General features: G+C 31.4%; 19 protein-coding genes. 8 read left to right on the forward strand and 11 right to left on the reverse strand.

Annotated features, from left to right (window positions below):
* Positions 1-36 precede the first annotated feature (36 nt).
* On the reverse strand, positions 37-435 hold the full coding sequence (locus GQF29_RS01075) for a MerR family transcriptional regulator (protein ID WP_054690253.1): 399 nt from the start codon (positions 433-435) through the stop codon (positions 37-39).
* Between the two features lie 167 nt (positions 436-602).
* Between GQF29_RS01075 and GQF29_RS01080 the strand changes: the two genes are divergently transcribed.
* Genes GQF29_RS01080 through GQF29_RS01095 form a run of 4 tightly spaced genes read left to right on the forward strand, consistent with a single transcriptional unit; the run spans position 603 to position 3,718 of the window.
* A complete protein-coding gene (locus GQF29_RS01080; RefSeq protein ID WP_160340697.1) occupies positions 603-1,247 on the forward strand; it encodes a flavodoxin in 645 nt (214 codons plus the stop codon).
* A gap of 12 nt (positions 1,248-1,259) precedes the next feature.
* Positions 1,260-2,447, forward strand: coding sequence for an iron-containing alcohol dehydrogenase (locus GQF29_RS01085; protein ID WP_160340698.1), 1,188 nt, complete (start codon positions 1,260-1,262; stop codon positions 2,445-2,447).
* A 54-nt stretch (positions 2,448-2,501) separates the two neighbouring features.
* Positions 2,502-3,035, forward strand: coding sequence for a flavodoxin family protein (locus GQF29_RS01090; RefSeq protein WP_054690242.1), 534 nt, complete (start codon positions 2,502-2,504; stop codon positions 3,033-3,035).
* Entirely contained in the window at positions 3,029-3,718 is a 690-nt protein-coding gene (locus tag GQF29_RS01095; protein WP_160340699.1) for a DUF4405 domain-containing protein, read from the forward strand. The genes GQF29_RS01090 and GQF29_RS01095 overlap by 7 nt, the downstream gene beginning before the upstream one ends.
* Before the next feature lie 276 nt (positions 3,719-3,994).
* On the opposite strand, the gene GQF29_RS01100 is transcribed toward GQF29_RS01095, so the two are convergent.
* The 6 genes from GQF29_RS01100 to GQF29_RS01125 all read right to left on the reverse strand — a co-directional run bounded on the left by GQF29_RS01100 (position 3,995) and on the right by GQF29_RS01125 (position 7,642).
* Positions 3,995-4,339, reverse strand: coding sequence for a TnpV protein (locus GQF29_RS01100; protein ID WP_160340700.1), 345 nt, complete (start codon positions 4,337-4,339; stop codon positions 3,995-3,997).
* Positions 4,336-5,628: a relaxase/mobilization nuclease domain-containing protein gene (locus tag GQF29_RS01105; protein ID WP_160340701.1), complete on the reverse strand. Its 1,293-nt coding sequence runs from the start codon at positions 5,626-5,628 to the stop codon at positions 4,336-4,338. Before GQF29_RS01105 ends, GQF29_RS01100 begins: the two co-directional genes overlap by 4 nt.
* Positions 5,628-5,945 (reverse strand): plasmid mobilization protein, encoded by a 318-nt coding sequence (locus tag GQF29_RS01110; protein ID WP_054690283.1) that lies wholly within the window; start codon positions 5,943-5,945, stop codon positions 5,628-5,630. Before GQF29_RS01110 ends, GQF29_RS01105 begins: the two co-directional genes overlap by 1 nt.
* A gap of 84 nt (positions 5,946-6,029) precedes the next feature.
* Positions 6,030-6,365 (reverse strand): plasmid mobilization protein, encoded by a 336-nt coding sequence (locus GQF29_RS01115; protein ID WP_054690227.1) that lies wholly within the window; start codon positions 6,363-6,365, stop codon positions 6,030-6,032.
* A 1-nt stretch (position 6,366) separates the two neighbouring features.
* A complete protein-coding gene (locus GQF29_RS01120; protein ID WP_160340702.1) occupies positions 6,367-7,443 on the reverse strand; it encodes a site-specific integrase in 1,077 nt (358 codons plus the stop codon).
* Entirely contained in the window at positions 7,415-7,642 is a 228-nt protein-coding gene (locus GQF29_RS01125; protein WP_054690221.1) for a helix-turn-helix domain-containing protein, read from the reverse strand. Before GQF29_RS01125 ends, GQF29_RS01120 begins: the two co-directional genes overlap by 29 nt.
* Positions 7,643-7,838: 196 nt before the next feature.
* On the opposite strand from GQF29_RS01125, the gene GQF29_RS01130 reads away from it, so the two are divergent.
* Positions 7,839-8,285 (forward strand): helix-turn-helix domain-containing protein, encoded by a 447-nt coding sequence (locus tag GQF29_RS01130; protein WP_054690219.1) that lies wholly within the window; start codon positions 7,839-7,841, stop codon positions 8,283-8,285.
* Between the two features lie 332 nt (positions 8,286-8,617).
* Here the strand turns inward: GQF29_RS01130 and GQF29_RS19015 are convergent, their stop codons facing one another.
* From GQF29_RS19015 to GQF29_RS01150, 4 genes are all read right to left on the reverse strand, one after another.
* Entirely contained in the window at positions 8,618-9,016 is a 399-nt protein-coding gene (locus tag GQF29_RS19015) for a winged helix-turn-helix domain-containing protein (RefSeq protein ID WP_160340703.1), read from the reverse strand.
* 69 nt (positions 9,017-9,085) lie between these two features.
* On the reverse strand, positions 9,086-10,954 hold the full coding sequence (locus GQF29_RS01140) for an ABC transporter ATP-binding protein (protein WP_160340704.1): 1,869 nt from the start codon (positions 10,952-10,954) through the stop codon (positions 9,086-9,088).
* On the reverse strand, positions 10,954-12,690 hold the full coding sequence (locus tag GQF29_RS01145) for an ABC transporter ATP-binding protein (protein ID WP_160340705.1): 1,737 nt from the start codon (positions 12,688-12,690) through the stop codon (positions 10,954-10,956). The genes GQF29_RS01140 and GQF29_RS01145 overlap by 1 nt, the downstream gene beginning before the upstream one ends.
* 7 nt (positions 12,691-12,697) lie before the next feature.
* The gene (locus GQF29_RS01150; RefSeq protein WP_160340706.1) at positions 12,698-13,123 is read right to left on the reverse strand and encodes a helix-turn-helix domain-containing protein; all 426 of its coding nucleotides are present in this window, start codon (positions 13,121-13,123) and stop codon (positions 12,698-12,700) included.
* A gap of 172 nt (positions 13,124-13,295) precedes the next feature.
* Here GQF29_RS01150 and GQF29_RS01155 point away from each other — a divergent pair, with 172 nt between their 5' ends.
* From GQF29_RS01155 to GQF29_RS01170, 3 genes are all read left to right on the forward strand, one after another.
* Complete coding sequence (locus tag GQF29_RS01155; RefSeq protein ID WP_160340707.1) at positions 13,296-14,174, forward strand: LysR family transcriptional regulator; 879 nt, start codon at positions 13,296-13,298, stop codon at positions 14,172-14,174.
* A 1,048-nt stretch (positions 14,175-15,222) separates the two neighbouring features.
* Positions 15,223-15,414, forward strand: coding sequence for a DUF3173 family protein (locus tag GQF29_RS01165; RefSeq protein WP_054690209.1), 192 nt, complete (start codon positions 15,223-15,225; stop codon positions 15,412-15,414).
* A gap of 35 nt (positions 15,415-15,449) precedes the next feature.
* A complete protein-coding gene (locus GQF29_RS01170) occupies positions 15,450-16,646 on the forward strand; it encodes a site-specific integrase (RefSeq protein WP_117769185.1) in 1,197 nt (398 codons plus the stop codon).
* Positions 16,647-16,671: the final 25 nt, after the last annotated feature.

Genomic DNA, 16,671 nt, shown 5'->3' on the forward strand with positions numbered 1-16,671 from the left:
GGAGGATTTTATTTTGAAACCAAACTAAAAAACTATCTATTTGTCTGGTTTTGTTAAATCAGAATTATAATCAATTTTCCCATCAACGATATCATCATAAAATTGTTGCTTCCAATCAATATAATCTATACTATCATTATATTTTTCAATTAATGTAACAAGTTCTTTTCTTTTCCTATCTAGCAATTCTTTTCTAGTTTTAATTGTTGCAGGACCTTCTAAACAAAGTGAAAGATATTCCTTTATTTCTTTCAAACCCATATTACAATTTTTTAAACATGTTACATTTTTAATCCATGCCAAATCATGATCATCAAATACTCTACGATTATTTTTGTCTCTTTTTACATTTGGTATGAGATTGTTATTGCAATAAAATTTTAATGTTTCATATGTTAATCCAACTTTTCTACAAGTTTCCATCATACTGTACATACATTATCCCTCCTAATTTTTTTGTTTTTTCTCTTGACAGGTAGTTACTACCGGTTGTTATTATCATATTGTGAAACAGCTAATTTGTCAAGGTGGTGATTAGAAAATATATAAATTAATGAAACTTTCAGTAATGGTTTAAGGCTTTAAAACAAGGAGGAAAACAGATGAAAAAGAAAATAATGATTTTTGCAAGTATTGCGAGTGTTCTTGTAGTTGTTATTGTAGGATACTATTTTTCACAAAATAGAAATCAGAACGGAATTGGAATAAATGATAAGATAGTCAACGAGGACAATAAACAGGGAAATAGTAAACTGGATAGTACTAAAACTCTGGTTGTGTATTTCTCACATGGTGGAAACACACAAAAATTAGCAAATGAAATATCAAAGCAAATTGGTGGAGATTTTCGAAGAATTGAACCGGTTGTTGCATATCCAGAGGAAATGGATTCATTGTTAGACTATACAGAACAAGAACAGGCAGATGATGGACGACCAGAAATTAAAGATTTGAATGTGGATATGTCTAAATACGATACAGTGTTCATTGGCTATCCAATATGGTGGTATACATATCCTCAGATAATATTGTCTTTCTTTGATAGTTATGACTTAACAGATAAAAAGATTATACCTTTTGCGACACATGGTGGCAGTGCTATGAGTGGTACTGAAGAAGATATGAGAAATTATTTGTCAAATAAAAATGTTACTGTTTTGGAAGGATTGGCAGTTAGTCGTGATGTAATATCAAATGATCAAAGTGAAACTGTCACGGACTGGTTAAAAGAATTAGGATTAAAATAAGGAGAATAATCTATGAATTTTACATTTGAAATACCAACAACTGCACTATTTGGAGCAGGTCAGTTAAACAATTTACATACACAGATAAATACTCCTATAGGGAAAATCAATGGGAAAAAGGCACTAATAGTTGTTTCTAATGGTAAATCAACACGTACTAATGGGTATCTTGAACGTTTACAAAGTCAATTAAGAGAAGCTAATGTTGAATTTGTCATTTTTGATAAAATTAGTGCTAATCCGACGAAGCCTATCGTAGAGGAAGGTGGTGTTTTTGCTAAAGATAATAATTGTGATTTTATTGTGGCACTAGGTGGCGGAAGCGTAATAGATGCATCGAAAGCAATTGGTATTATGGCAACAAATGGTGGTGATTTATGGGATTATGTTCAATTTGGTACTGGTAAAAAACAATGGCCAGCAAATGCATGTTTACCTATTATAGCAATAACAACAACGGCTGGTACTGGCTCAGAGACTGATGGTGGAGGCGTTATCACTAATCCTGAAACAAATGAAAAAACAGGTGTATTTGGAACAGGTACAAGTCCAGTGTTAGCTATTATTGATGCTGAATTGATGATAACTGTCCCAACAAAATTTAAGGCATATCAAGGGTTTGATGCATTATTCCATAGTACAGAAGGATATATTTCTAATAAAAGAAATTATATGAGCAAAATGATAGCAAGTGAAGCTATTCGCAATGTAAGTCACAATTTAGCTAATGCAATAAAAAGTCCTAATAGTATTGATATCATGGAAAAAGTGGCATTTGGTAGTTATCTTTCAGGTATTCAAATGTGTGTAGGATCTTGCACAAGTGCACATCCATTAGAACATGCTTTAAGTGCATACCATCACGATTTGGCACATGGAGCAGGGTTAATTATGATTTCTAAAGCCTATTACTCATTTTTTATTAATAAGCATGTTTGCGATGATAGTTTTATAGAAATGTCAAAATTAATGGGGTATGGAGATGCCACTAAACCTGAGGATTTTATTACTGCATTAGAAAACTTAAAAAATGAATGCGGTGTTGCAGATTTAAAAATGTCTGATTATGGAATAACCCCAGATGAATTTGCAAAAATGGCACAAAATGCAATGGATACACTCGGTGTTAATTTCTTGAATGATCCAGTTCAATTGAGTATTGAAGATTGCATACAAATCTATCAGGAAGCTTACAAATAAAATTATTAGAAATTAATGAATAAATCATTGATTTTCAATGGAAAAGAGGTAAATATGGAAAAAAAAGTATTAGTAATTATTAGTAGTCCTAGAAAAAATGGTAACTCAGAAATGTTGTCTAGTCAATTTGCTGATGGTGCAAGAAAAGCAGGACATCATGTTGAAGAAATATTTCTAAGAGAACTGAACATCTCACCATGTATTGCTTGTGAGGCTTGTTTAAAAAATGGTGGTATATGTGTACAAAAAGACGATATGAAAGAACTTTTAGATAAAATTATAAATGCTGATGTTATCGCTCTATCCACTCCAGTTTATTATTATTCTATTTCGGCACAATTAAAAATTATGATCGATAGAACCTTAGCTGGTGGTGGTAAAATGAATAATAAGGAATTTTACCTTATCACTACAGCAGCGGATGGCAAACATGCAATGGAAACAACTATGGAAGACATGCAAGGATTCGTTAAATGTTTGCCTGGATCAGAAGTAAAAGGAAAAATATATGGCTCTGCATTTCATATAGGAGATATAAAAGGCAATCCTGCTCTTGATATAGCATATAAGTATGGTGAGAATTGCTAGATAAGAAAATGAAACCTAAAGTTATAATTAACGTTGCTTGTAATATTATGATGACTATTTTTTTAATATTGTTGATGTCATATTCTCTTATTGGAGAAAGCACCCATGAAATATTAGGTATAAGTATATTTGTTTTATTTATTCTTCATCATATTTTGAATTATCGTCTTGAGAAAAATATATTTCATGGTAAGTATACAGCATATCGTACATTTCAAACCATTGTAGTCATTGTTATTTTTATAACAATGACTGGCTCAATGATAAGTAGTATTACACTTTCAAAATACATGCAAACATTTATTTCTATCCCTAGAAATATTGAATTTATGAGAATCACACACTTACTATCAGCTTATTGGGGATTTGTTATGATGTCAATTCATTTAGGAATACATTGGAAAATGAGTCTATCACTTATATACAAAATTATTAGACACAATCATACTATAAAAATTTGTTTTAAGATTATTGGATTCTTAATCGCATTTTATGGTGTTTATGCATTAATAAAACGTAATTTATTATCATATCTAATTCTTCAAACAATGTTTGTGTTTATTGATTTTGGAGAACCCGTTATATATTTTCTATTAGATTATAGTGCAATGATGGGATTATTTATATTTATTGGATATAATCTGACATCTTTGTTAAAAAATAATCGAACATCAATAAAATGATAAATTAAAAAAAGACTAAATATATTGGGGGAATTTTCAATAGTAGACTTTTTGGATAACGAAGAAACTGTTTTCCAAAAAATGTGGCTAGTATTTACAAAAGAATAGAATTAAAAAGAGAAGTGATAATCTTAATTGATTATATGACTTCTCTTTTTTTTAAATCATATTGTCGTATAAAGACTCATTCAAAAGTGGTAATATAGTTGTAATATTTATTAGTTAACTAGTATACAAAAAAAACCCATATGAAAAAGATTGTATCACTACAATCTTTTATCCTTCAATCACTTCTTTTCTAATAATTTTTTCAATGCAATTCTGAATATTATTCATTTCTTGTACCCACTTCATTTGATCATTTTCTTTTAACTCCTCTGTAATATTTCTTTTCTTTTTAAAATCAATCAATAATTGTTCATACATTTCATTCGCTTCTTTATCAATTATTTGAAGATAATCATACAATTGATTTGTGGCTTGCAATTCAAAATGTAAACCTTTTTGATATTCTTTTAAATAATTTAATTTCATTCTTCCATATTTTGATAATTGTATTTCTTGATTTTCTTTGATGTTAGGGAAATAATAGTCCCCTACTTTTGTATATTCGATTGTCATAGTCTTGACCTTCCTTTCTCAATTCTTGATTGAGTTTCTATTTCAAATTGTTGTAAATATAATGAACGTTCTTTAATTCTTTCACAACATTGTAATTCTTTTCTTAATCTTTTTATTTCAGGTGTGTACGATTTTGATTCTGCTTTTAATTGCTCTTTTAAGGTACCTTCAGGACTTCTTCGTATTTTGTTTCTACATTGTAGTCGTTTACTTTCTAAATGGCTTAATTGCGCTTGTAGGATTGTTTTATATTGATTTAATTGCCCTAATGTTTCAATGTTATTCTTACATAGTAAGATCGTTTCATTAGAAATATGATCTAATTGTTTCATTGCTTGTCTTAATTCTTTTGTATACTTTGGTCTTGTATGATTTGATTTAGGTAAGATACCTAATTTAAACTGATAATAAATATAGAGTTTTTGAAATCCATTTAGTTCTTTTCTTTCATACTTTCTAAAGTATGGTTCTATATCAAAACCTTTTTTTGAATAAATTGTTTTATCCATACTAAAGTTTTGCTGATGAATAATTCGATTGATAATGTTTTCTAATGAATACTCATTACCTAAGTTTGATAACATAATTACCTTATCATGTGCATAATGTTTTAAACCTATTTCCTTATCAACACTCTTGATTTCATACCCTTCTAATTCCAATTGATTAAAGAAAGTTGTTTTAGTTCGACTTACTTTTATTGCCTCATTAATGTCTTTTTTGATAATATTTTCTAATGACTTTTCATGATGATATTGTTGTCTTGTTTTAGATTGATATGCCTTTTCTTCTACTACCGATAGACCATACTTTCTACACAAATCATCAGATACAACTCGTAAGTCATACAAATCTTTTTTTGTATTACAATAGCGTTTTCCGTCAATACACGATGTTGCATTCAACACAAAATGGTTGTGTATATTGTCCGTATTAAGATGTGTACTTACCACAACTTCAAAGCGATCACCCCACAGTTTCTCTGCAAGTTCTACTCCAATTTGATGCGCAAGTTCAGGTGTAACTTCTCCTTCTACAAACGATTGGTAGCCATGAAAGCATACAATTTTCTTTTTATCATGAAACATTTCTTTGGTATTCATCATCGATTGATAAGGATTATTTCGCATACAATTGATACAACTAACATATTGATGTTGCAATGTTTTTTCTTCGTTTGTTGTATAGTTTAATACTTGTTGAAGTCCAATTGTTTTGTTTGTATCTGTAACATAATCAATGACATGATCGATTCTGTTTTTCACTTTCCAAATGGAAGTTGTTGCCACTATATATTTCCTCTAATTTGTTTATCTAGCTCTAATAAGAGGTGTTCATGTTTATTTAAAACTTCATTTAACTTGGTAATATCTATACCTTGAACATAAGCAAGTTTTACTAACTGATTAAGGTTATTTCCATTCATATTCAACGCTTTTATTAACTTAAAATATTCAATTGGCGGGAGTTCTTTCGGCTGGTAATTATTTAATACCAACCGAATAAACTTCTCTCTACTCATGCCACATTTTTGTACCTTTTCATTTAATGATATGAACTCATCATCACTCATTCTTACCTTGATTTCTCTAGTATGAATAGCCATCATCATTTACCTTATTTGGTTTCAGGGTATCCCTGAGATTGTATTTTGGGTACAAAATACGTTGCTTGCTGATACGGTAGGACATCATATTGGGTTATTTCCCTTATTCATACTATCAAGAATTTCAATCATTGTTTGAATAGGTGTAAATAGTTCTTCATTTATTTCTTCTATACAATTGATTCTTTCAAGTTCATCAATAATCTTAGTTAAATGAATTCTAAATTTTGTAAACATTAGTGGGTTCCCAGTTGCTTCAATTTTTTGATGAAATATACTCTGTAAAACATATTCTTGCTTACTCCTAAAACCGCACATTCTAATTCTGTCATTTAATGCTTTTCTTTCCTCAAGTGAAACTCGAAAGGCAATCGTACAGTTTCTAAAACGCCCTTTTTCATCTAAGTTCTTTGCACTCATATTAGGCTAGTCCCCTTTCTTCATTTAGTTGATTTGCCATATCCATTTGTCTTGTTGGAAACAAATGAGCATAATGGTATGTCATCTCAATACTCTCATGTCCTAAACGTTCTGCAATTGCTACTGCTGAGAATCCTTTTTCAATTAACAGTGACACATGCGAATGACGCAAATCATGAATACGAATCTTCTTAACTCCTGCGTACTTTGATCCACGTTTCATTTCATGATAGAGATAATTTTTATCAATTGGAAAAATACGATCTGTATCACTACACTTATATAAGTGTGATGTATATTCTTGTATCTCCTCAACAAGAAAATCAGGTATTTGAATAATACGATTACTCTTTTTCGTTTTCGGCTCGGTAATATAATCTTTCCCTTGTAAACGCTGGTATGATTTATCTATCTTCAATGTTTTCTTGCCGAAGTTAAAATCATTCTTTGTTAAGGCAAGTAACTCTCCTTCACGAATACCACACCAATACAACACTTCAAAAGCGTAATAAGATATTTCTTTATCTGCAACGACATCAATGAATTTAAGATATTCTTCCTTTGTCCAAAAGTTCATCTCTTTGGCTCTCTTTGTGCCCATATGTCCTACTTTACGTGCAGGATTATTCGGTAAGTCATACAGATTAACTGCGTGATTTAAAATAGCACTTAATTGATTATGAATCGTCTTTAAATAAGTTTGTGAATATCCTTCATCATTCTCATTTCTAAAATTCATCATTTCATTTTGCCATTTAATAATATCAGCAGGTTTGATTTGATTAAGTCTCTTATTTTTAAAATAAGGAACCAACTTTGTTTCAATGATATGTTTCTTTGTAAGCCAAGTATTAAACTTAATTCTTGGTTTTAAATCTTCCATATAAATCTCTACAAATTTCTCAAAAGGCATTTCTAAATCTAAATCGGTTTGTAATTTAAAATCACGCTCCCAATTTCTTGCCTCAGTCTTGTTGCGAAAACATCGCTTTGTTTTCTGCTTAAGGTTTCCCTGAATGTCCTTGTAATAACAACGGACTTCCCATGTCTTACTTTTCTTGTTCTCTAGTATTGCCATTTTGTTCTCCTTCCAGCATTTTGTTAATTCCATAAACACGTTCTTCGTAAAACTTTCTGCTTACTCTACCGGAAATTGTTAGAAAACCTTTTGCTTGCAATTCTTCGTTCAAGTTCTTAATAACCTTATAGGCAAATGCTCTTGATACTTTTAGTTGTTCAGCAATCTCATCGGCAAAGATAAATATTTCTTTATGCATTACCACTCACCTCACTCTCTTTTATGTATGTATTCGTTCGATTGTGAACTGTACACAGATTATATCAGTTCGTATTTGAACTGTCAATATCTTTTTCATACGGTTTCATCTATATCGTTTATAATCAGTTCACTATTGAAATGTTTATCATTTGCGTTTACAATGATACTAACGATATACGAAAGGAATTTATAAAATGTTAATTGGTGAAAAAATAAGACAAGAAAGAACGTATAAGAAACTCTCGCAAAAACAACTTGCCGAAAAAGTGGGTATGAGTGAGCCTGCTATCCGTAATTATGAATTGGGTAACAGAACACCATCTCAAAAACAAATTGAACTTATTGCAAATGCTTTAGAAGTTTCTCCTTTTACTTTAAGTGATCCTGATTTGGATACTTACTATGGAATTATTCATGCTTTGTTTTATTTAGAAAACAAGATAAACTTACAACCAGTTGAAATAGAAGGACAAGTTTATTTGAAAGTTCCTCCTACTGATGACAAATCACATGATACGTATACTCGTATGCGACAATGGTTAGATGTCTATACGAAGTTTCAAAATAATGGAATGTCATTGGAAGAATACAAAGAATGGAAAGACACTTATCCTCAACAAGTGATATTTAATAAGAAATAAATCATTGTCATCATTCTTTAATATTTCAAAAGTATTGTCAATTTTATTGTCACACCTCCTCTAAAACAGCAAAAAACCTCGATAGTATCGAGGTTTTCTTTCATTTACTCATTATTCCCACTCCATTTCATGGGTGCTTAATATAAACAAACATGCAGTAAAATAAGGCGTTTTAGAACACTATTGGACTATATAAAACAAAAATATACAAATAAAAAATGCAATTTTAATGCAATGAAGTACGTCAAATTTCTTGAAAGCCAACTCCGTTATCTAATAAAATATAAAGAGCAAAAGCAAGGTATAATGATTATAACAATCAACCTTGCTTTTTAAGTAGCCTTTGCGAATTTATACCCCACACCCCAGACCGTAATAATGTACTGCGGTTTGTCTGGGTTGGGTTCAATCTTCTTCCTCAACTTCCGTATAAATGAAGTCAAATTCTTTGCGTCTGGGGCATAATCATAACCCCAGACATTTTCATATAGCTGTTCTTTTGTGAATACCTGCCCCTTATGAGAATATAGAAAATATAACAGGTCAAATTCTTTAGCGGTTAGATATATGCTTTGTCCTTTATCATTAGTAAAAGTACGAGTAAATGGGTCAATTTGAAATCCAGTTGCTATTTGGTTAATAAAAGTAGGGGAGCTATTAAGTTTAGAAGATAACCATTCAACTGTTTGCTGATAAACAGCTTCTTCATTTTCTGTAAATTCTATAATCATTACTTTCCCACAGTACCACCTCCACTTATAATGATTTAGTAAGCATTACCTCATAGAATATTCATAGATTTAATCTAATTCAAAAGCTCCTGTATACAAACTATAATAGACACCTTTTTCTGCTATTAGATTATTATGTGTTCCATGTTCTATGATTCGACCTTGCTCTAGTACCATGATAGCGTCAGAGTTTCTCACGGTTGATAATCTGTGGGCAATTACAAATACGGTTCTCCCTTTCATAAGGTTATCCATTCCTTTCTGTACCAGATACTCTGTACGCGTATCAATAGAGGAGGTTGCTTCATCAAGAATCATGACTGGTGGATTAGCCACAGCTGCACGTGCTATTGATATAAGCTGTCTCTGACCTTGAGATAAACCAGAGCCATTTTGAGTAAGTAAAGTATTATATCCGTCTGGCAACCGTCTGATAAAATCGTGTGCATTTGATAGCTTTGCCGCCGAAATGCACTCTTCATCAGTAGCATCTAATTTTCCATAACGAATGTTTTCCATAATAGTGCCAGTAAATAAATTAACATCGTGCAAAACAACACCTAAAGAATGGCGTAAATCTGCTTTTTTAATTTTGTTTATATTGATACCATCGTATCGAATCTTACCGTCTGCTAAATCGTAGAAACGATTAATAAGATTAGTTATAGTTGTTTTACCAGCACCTGTTGCCCCTACAAACGCTATTTTCTTACCTGCAATCGCTTCTAAAGTTATATGATGTAATACCAATTTTTCTGATGAATAACCGAAATCCACATCTAAAAATTGAACATCACCCTTTAAGGGCGTAAAAGTTATACTTCCATCATGGTGAGGGTGCTTCCATGCCCATGTTCCACTACCATCTGTTGTTTCTAATGCTTTATTTGAATTATCAAATTTAACATGTGTCAGTGTAACATATCCATTATCTTTTTCTGGTTCTTCATCAATCAAATTAAAAATACGTTCTGCCCCAGCTAAAGCCATAGCCATCATGCTGGTTTGTTGTGCAATTTGCGATACGGGGTTACAGAATGTCTTTGACAAGTTTAGAAAAGCGACAATCATCCCAACACTTATGTTCCCTATCCCGTTTATTGCCATAATACCACCAATCAATGCTATTAAGATATATTGTAGGTTACCAATTTGCATAATAGTGGGCATTAATATATTACCGTATTTATTTGCAAGAGTAGAATCAATACATAGTTGTTTGTTCTTCTTGACAAAGCCTTTCTTTGATTCATTTTCATGACAAAATACTTTTATCACTTTTTGTCCATTTACCATTTCTTCAATATAGCCTGTCACGCTCCCTAAAGTTTCCTGTTGCTTGATAAAATATCTTGCACTTGCGCCACCGATTTTTTCAGTTGTAAACGCCATGACAACTGTAATAATTAGAACTAATATAGTCAAAGGAATATTATTTATCAGCATAGCAGTCAGTATAGCAATTATCGTTACTATTGCAGAAATAAATTGAGGTAATGCCTGTGAAATAAACTGGCGCAGTGTATCTGTATCATTTGTATAATGGCTCATAATATCACCATGAGTATGAGTATCAAAATAAGAAATGGGCAATGACTGCATTTGTTCAAACATATCGTCACGAATTAACTTTAATGTGTTTTGTGATACTTTTACCATCAAGCGATTGTAAAGAAAAGTTGCTATAACACCGATAAGATATATAAATCCCATAAATATAAGTGTATGCAACAAGCCAGTAAAAACAGGGTTATCTTCCACCAGTAAAGGCGTGATGTAATCATCAATCAATGTTTCTAAGAATAGTGAACTTGCTACAACTGTACAGGAACTAATGAGAACACATACAACTACAATGCTAAATAATAGCTTTTGTTTTAGAATGATATAGGACAGCAGACGTTTACAAGTTTGAAAAATTGTAGGTCGTTTATTCATTATTTGTCATCTCCTTTCGTTTGAGATTCGTAAATCTCTTTATATATAGCATTTGTTTTTAATAATTCTTTATGGGTTCCATAACCATTGATTTTCCCTTTGTCCATAACAATGATATTGTCAGCATCTTCTACCGAGGAAATACGTTGTGCAATAATAATTTTGGTTGTATCTGGAATTTCTTTCCGAAATGCTTTTCTAATCATAGAATCAGTTTTTGTATCAACTGCACTGGTTGAATCATCAAGAATCAATATTGCTGGCTTCTTAAGTAAGGCTCTGGCGATACATAATCTTTGTTTCTGTCCTCCCGAAACATTTGTTCCCCCTTGTTCGATATAGGTATCATATTTATCTGGGAATGTTTGAATAAACGAATCTGCTTGAGCTAATTTACATGCATGGATAATTTCATCTTCATTGGCATTTTCATTTCCCCAACATAAATTTTCTTTAATTGTTCCAGAAAATAGTTCATTTTTTTGCAGAACCATTGCGACTTCGTTTCGTAAAGTAAATAAATCATAATCTTTTACGTTTACCCCGCCAATAGAGACAAAACCCTCAGTTGTATCATATAGTCTGGGAATAAGCTGAACCAATGAACTTTTTCCGCACCCTGTTCCACCAATTATTCCAAGTGTTGAACCAGATGGGATTGTAAGAGATATATTTTTTAGACATTCCTTATCTTTATCACTTTGATAACTAAAACTGATATTATGAAAAATAATTTCACCGTTTTTCATTTTATAAACAGGATTTTCGCCATTCTTTAAGGTGCTTTCTTCATCAAGGATTTCAATGATTCTTTCTGATGAAGCTCTTGCCATATTTATCATAACCAATACCATTGATAACATCATTAAACAGTTTAATATATTGGAAGCATATGCCATTAAGCTTGAAAGTTCTCCTGTTGTCATAGATGTCGTATTGCTTAAAACAATCAATCTTGCACCAAACCAACAAAGTAACAGCATACATCCATAAATAGCAAATTGCATTAACGGCATGTTATACGCAACAATCCCCTCTGCTTTACTAAAAGTTTTAAATATTTTCATGGATACCCGCCCAAACTTACTTATTTCAAATTTCTCTCTTACAAAGGATTTGACAACACGTATACCTGTCAGATTCTCCTGTACGACTCCGTTTAAATCATCGTAGATTCTAAATACTTTTTCAAAATAAATATGAGATTTACTAACGATGATGTATAGTCCTATTCCAATAATAGGAACAAGAATCAAAAAAACCAGAGATAACTTGTCATTCACCATAAAGGAAGCTATAAGTGAAAAAACAAGCATGAATGGAGCACGGACAGCAACACGTATTATCATCATATATGCGTTTTGTACGTTTGTAACATCAGTTGTTAGTCTCGTGACAATACTGGAAGTCGAGAACTTATCAATATTGGCAAATGAATAATCTTGAATTTTGTAATACATATCCTGTCTTAGATTCTGTGCAAATCCAGCTGATGCAGTTGCACTAAAACTCCCAGATAATACTCCAAAGCATACACCTAATATTACACAGATAATTAAGACTATTCCAAGAAATAATAATGTATCGGTTTCCTGTTCACCAATACCAACATCAATCATTCTTGCCATGATTAATGGTATCAATATTTCAACCAATACTTCCAATATAACAAATACTGGGGTTAAGACTGACGCTCTTTTATAATCTCTAATAGAGCGCATTAATTTTTTTATCATAACATCACTACCTTTCCATAATTTCTTTTGCAGAATTTAAAAATTGTACATAAAATGTTATATCTTCTTTAGTCATTCTATGTGATAATAACTCTGTTATTTTTAAATCAATTTGGTTTACACTGTCTATAGCTTTTTTTGTCAAAATAATTTCCTTACACCTTATATCCTCATTCATAGAAAAATGAAGTATGAACCCCTTTTTGCTTAAAATTTTTAAAATTTGACTAATACTGGGTTTTCTTAAACTGCTCCATTCATCTAACCGTTTTTGTGTTACTCTATTTCCTTCTTGTGTGGAAATAAATTTTAAAAGTGTATACTGTCCATAGGGAAGCTCAATACTCAACTCTTGTGTAATCATATCTACACTTTGATTGAGTGTAATAAAAAGATTGTATACATTGATATAAAACAAGTTTGCTTCTGTCATAAATTAGTTTTTCACCTCCTGTTTTTTTGTTAGATTAGATATCTAACTGTTTGCATTGTAACATCATGTTAACGATAAGAGAATTTCAAAAAAATCAATGTCGTTAGATATTATCTAATAATACATTGAAATGTTTGCAATGATGAGATATACTAAAAAAAGGAGGTATTCTATGAATAGTCAACAATTACAATGTTTTCTTTGTGTGGCAGATAAATTAAATTTTACAAAAGCGTCAGAAGAACTTTATCTCTCCACGCCTACTGTTACACACCATATTAAGAATCTTGAGGAAGAACTAAACACATTATTATTTATTCGGACATCCAGAATGGTAAAGCTAACAGAAGCAGGAACCATGTTTTATAACGATGCAAAAGAAATCATGTCCAAAATAGAAGTTGCGGAAAAAAGAATCAAAAAAATGACGAAACAAAACATTTCTTTTATTAGAATTGGTTGCTCAAGCAATGCTGAATTAGCCAATATGGAAAAAGTCCTCTGTGACCTGCAAATAAAATATCCACATGTATATCCGCAAATTGTCGTTAATGATTATTTTTCATTACGAAGTTTATTTAATAATAAACAACTTGATATTGTATTAGCGACAAAAGAGATGATTAAAGATATGCAAGACTGCACCTTTAAGAAAATGAAAGAAGTAATTAATTATGCAGTAGTATCTGAAAATTCAGTATTAAAAAACAGAGATAAAATTTCTTTTGAGGATTTAGAGGAGTGTCTGATAACTCTACATCCTAAATTTGTTCCTTTTCAGTATGGAAATAAACTGCAAGAAAAAATTGCCTTACATTCACAGTCTCATTTTAATATCACATGTGAAAATGACCAAGCAGGAATTTTATTAGCAAAATCTGGGTATGGTGTTGCAATTTTCCCAGAATTTTGTATTCCTGCAAATGCAAAAGATTTAATTACATTACCAATTGTAAATGAAGATTTTAGAATAGATTACGGTATCGCCTACCATAAAGCCCCTAAATTAGACTATATAAAATACTTTATTAATAATTTTTATCTTAACTAAAAAGCTAAAGGAAGAAGAAACCTTATTTAGATAACTTCTTCCTTTGATGTTTATTTTACAATCTTCCAGTTACTATCCTTATGAAGCGTCAATTCAAACTGTGAAATTTGTGTCGCCTTTGTCTGATTGTCAATAAGCACTACAGATACTTTAACTTTCTCGCTTTAGCCTTAAATAAAGGTTGGCATTCAGATCAGCGTGCGAAGCGTAAGCTGTCTGAAAATGCCTTTGCCTTACAGGAGTGGCGTAAGCCACGACTGCTTGTAAGCCCCCAGTATCTAACAGGGGGGTACAAAAAATCAGGAAACAGGCAACAAAACACTAAAATCCCTAGTAAGTATGCAGGTTTTGGTGTTTTTTTCATTTTGTCATATATAGGCAAAAATCGGACAATTCTACAATTATGTACTTAACAAGAATTATTTCATTTATTTCGATAATAAATTGCCAATTCACTACATCTCATACGTACTAATGACGAAGAAATAAAGAATCTTTTCTAAAAAGGGCAACAAATTGACCTCTTGTTGGTAGTTATGGTTAGAAAAGAAATTTTTAAAATCTTGCCAATTTACTTACTACCAATTGTACTAATAGTGAAGAAATTAAAAAAACTTTCTAAAATGGTCTACAAACTGTACTTTGTATTTGTGTTATGTAGTGAGGAAGATTTTTATTTCTTTTCCTTGTTCTTTGAAAAACTGAATAAAGTAATCAAATACGTTCGATGATATAACGAGCCTGTGGATTGATACGCCATGACCTTATGTGATAAGTGAGCGATACATATCAACGTTTCCACAAATAGCCTTTGGTAAGGCTATTGCCATGACTTATATCAACGGTATAATGATACACCCGTATGACACGGTTTCGCCCATTAGAATGGGAAAGGTGCAAGTCCTGTGAAGCTATGACCAATAGCTGTTTGATTGCTTATAAAAACTAATTTGCAAGATTATATCAAGTTATAAAAGACGTTCCATATAAAAGTTGCTATAATAGTAGGCAGATAACAGAGATTATCTAGACTACGGAAAGGAGCATTATGATAACAGTCACAAAAAAAGACTTAGTAGAACTAGGTTATGGTAATTCTTTTGCTACTGAAATCATTAGAGAATGTAAAAAGCTAATGATTGAAAAAGGTCATATTTACTATCAGTCAAGAAAACTAGATAGAGTACCGATTGAAGCAGTACAGGAATTACTTGGAATCACTCTAAATAAAGAAATTTGATTTGTACTTCTTGCATGAAAATGTAAGGAGGAAAAATGGCAAACGAACCAATTAAAAAAGCAAAGAATGGAACTTATTATTTTAGAGCTAATCTAGGTTCCCACCCTATTACAGGAAAACAGATACAAAAATACCGTAGTGGCTTTTTATCAAAGAAAGAAGCCAAAGAGGAATATTCAAAATTAATACTGACTAGTGTTGACGATTTAGTGGAAGAAGAAAAGAAAGAAATCACTTTTAAACAATACGTAGATGAATTATTCTTCCCTTGGTATAAAAACCAAGTCAAAGAAAGTACATTCAAAAACAGACACCAATCTATGTGCAAGCATTTTAAATACTTTGACAAGATGTTAGTGAATAAGATTACCCCTATTCATGTACAAAGTTGGCAGTTGAAATTATCAAAAGTCTATGGACCAAATTATGTACATAATGTGCAAGGTATGTTTTCAAGAGCAATGGATAGAGCAATAGTCTTAGGATTAGCAAAAGAAAATCCATCTAAGATTATTGGCAATATCAAAAAGCACAAGGTAAAAATTGAATTTTGGACACTAGAAGAATTTCAGTCTATCATCTCATTACTAAAGAAAGATGATTACTATGAACATTATATCTTCGTATCTTTATGGTTGTTGTTTATGACTGGTTTACGTATTGGTGAAGCGTCTGCTTTACAATGGGAAGATATTGATTTTGAAACAGGTGTATTAAGCGTTACTAAGAACTTATATTACAAATCATGCAATGATTATAAATTTGTTGAGCCTAAAACAAAAGCTAGTGTACGTCAAATCGTAATTGATGATGACACGCTAGAACAGTTAAGGCTTTGGAAATCTGTACAACAAAAAATCATTAAAACTGATTTCGTATTAAGTTACAATGGTACACCTACAAATAAACACTCATTACCAAGAGCAATTGAGAAATTATCACAGATGGCAAACATACATCGTATCAAGGTTCATGCCTTATGCCACTCTCATGCTTCTCTGCTCATCAGTATGGGTGAAAATCCTCTTATTATCAAAGAACGCTTAGGTCATGAAGATATTGAAACGACATTAGGCACATACGGACATCTATATCCTAACAGTAACTTTGAGGTGGCTAGAAAACTCAAAGGTGTGATAAATTATCAACCAGTAGAAACTGTGAAAAATGATAATTCACACTTTGGATTTCATCGAAAAAACAAAGAAATTAATGCAATAACAATGCAATGAGTACCATATGAGTGCAAAAAAAGAG

The sequence above is a fragment of the Coprobacillus cateniformis genome, assembly GCF_009767585.1.
Taxonomy (GTDB): domain Bacteria; phylum Bacillota_I; class Bacilli_A; order Erysipelotrichales; family Coprobacillaceae; genus Coprobacillus; species Coprobacillus cateniformis.

Excerpts from the sequence above, each read along its gene's own strand:
- GQF29_RS01075 (WP_054690253.1), bottom strand. The coding sequence starts at position 435 with ATGTACAGTATGATGGAAACTTGTAGAAAAGTTGGATTAACATATGAA.
- GQF29_RS01080 (WP_160340697.1), top strand. The coding sequence starts at position 603 with ATGAAAAAGAAAATAATGATTTTTGCAAGTATTGCGAGTGTTCTTGTA.
- GQF29_RS01085 (WP_160340698.1), top strand. The coding sequence starts at position 1,260 with ATGAATTTTACATTTGAAATACCAACAACTGCACTATTTGGAGCAGGT.
- GQF29_RS01090 (WP_054690242.1), top strand. The coding sequence starts at position 2,502 with ATGGAAAAAAAAGTATTAGTAATTATTAGTAGTCCTAGAAAAAATGGT.
- GQF29_RS01100 (WP_160340700.1), bottom strand. The coding sequence starts at position 4,339 with ATGACAATCGAATATACAAAAGTAGGGGACTATTATTTCCCTAACATC.
- GQF29_RS01110 (WP_054690283.1), bottom strand. The coding sequence starts at position 5,945 with ATGGCTATTCATACTAGAGAAATCAAGGTAAGAATGAGTGATGATGAG.
- GQF29_RS01115 (WP_054690227.1), bottom strand. The coding sequence starts at position 6,365 with ATGAGTGCAAAGAACTTAGATGAAAAAGGGCGTTTTAGAAACTGTACG.
- GQF29_RS01120 (WP_160340702.1), bottom strand. The coding sequence starts at position 7,443 with ATGGCAATACTAGAGAACAAGAAAAGTAAGACATGGGAAGTCCGTTGT.
- GQF29_RS01125 (WP_054690221.1), bottom strand. The coding sequence starts at position 7,642 with ATGCATAAAGAAATATTTATCTTTGCCGATGAGATTGCTGAACAACTA.
- GQF29_RS01130 (WP_054690219.1), top strand. The coding sequence starts at position 7,839 with ATGTTAATTGGTGAAAAAATAAGACAAGAAAGAACGTATAAGAAACTC.
- GQF29_RS19015 (WP_160340703.1), bottom strand. The coding sequence starts at position 9,016 with ATGATTATAGAATTTACAGAAAATGAAGAAGCTGTTTATCAGCAAACA.
- GQF29_RS01140 (WP_160340704.1), bottom strand. The coding sequence starts at position 10,954 with ATGAATAAACGACCTACAATTTTTCAAACTTGTAAACGTCTGCTGTCC.
- GQF29_RS01145 (WP_160340705.1), bottom strand. The coding sequence starts at position 12,690 with ATGATAAAAAAATTAATGCGCTCTATTAGAGATTATAAAAGAGCGTCA.
- GQF29_RS01150 (WP_160340706.1), bottom strand. The coding sequence starts at position 13,123 with ATGACAGAAGCAAACTTGTTTTATATCAATGTATACAATCTTTTTATT.
- GQF29_RS01155 (WP_160340707.1), top strand. The coding sequence starts at position 13,296 with ATGAATAGTCAACAATTACAATGTTTTCTTTGTGTGGCAGATAAATTA.
- GQF29_RS01165 (WP_054690209.1), top strand. The coding sequence starts at position 15,223 with ATGATAACAGTCACAAAAAAAGACTTAGTAGAACTAGGTTATGGTAAT.
- GQF29_RS01170 (WP_117769185.1), top strand. The coding sequence starts at position 15,450 with ATGGCAAACGAACCAATTAAAAAAGCAAAGAATGGAACTTATTATTTT.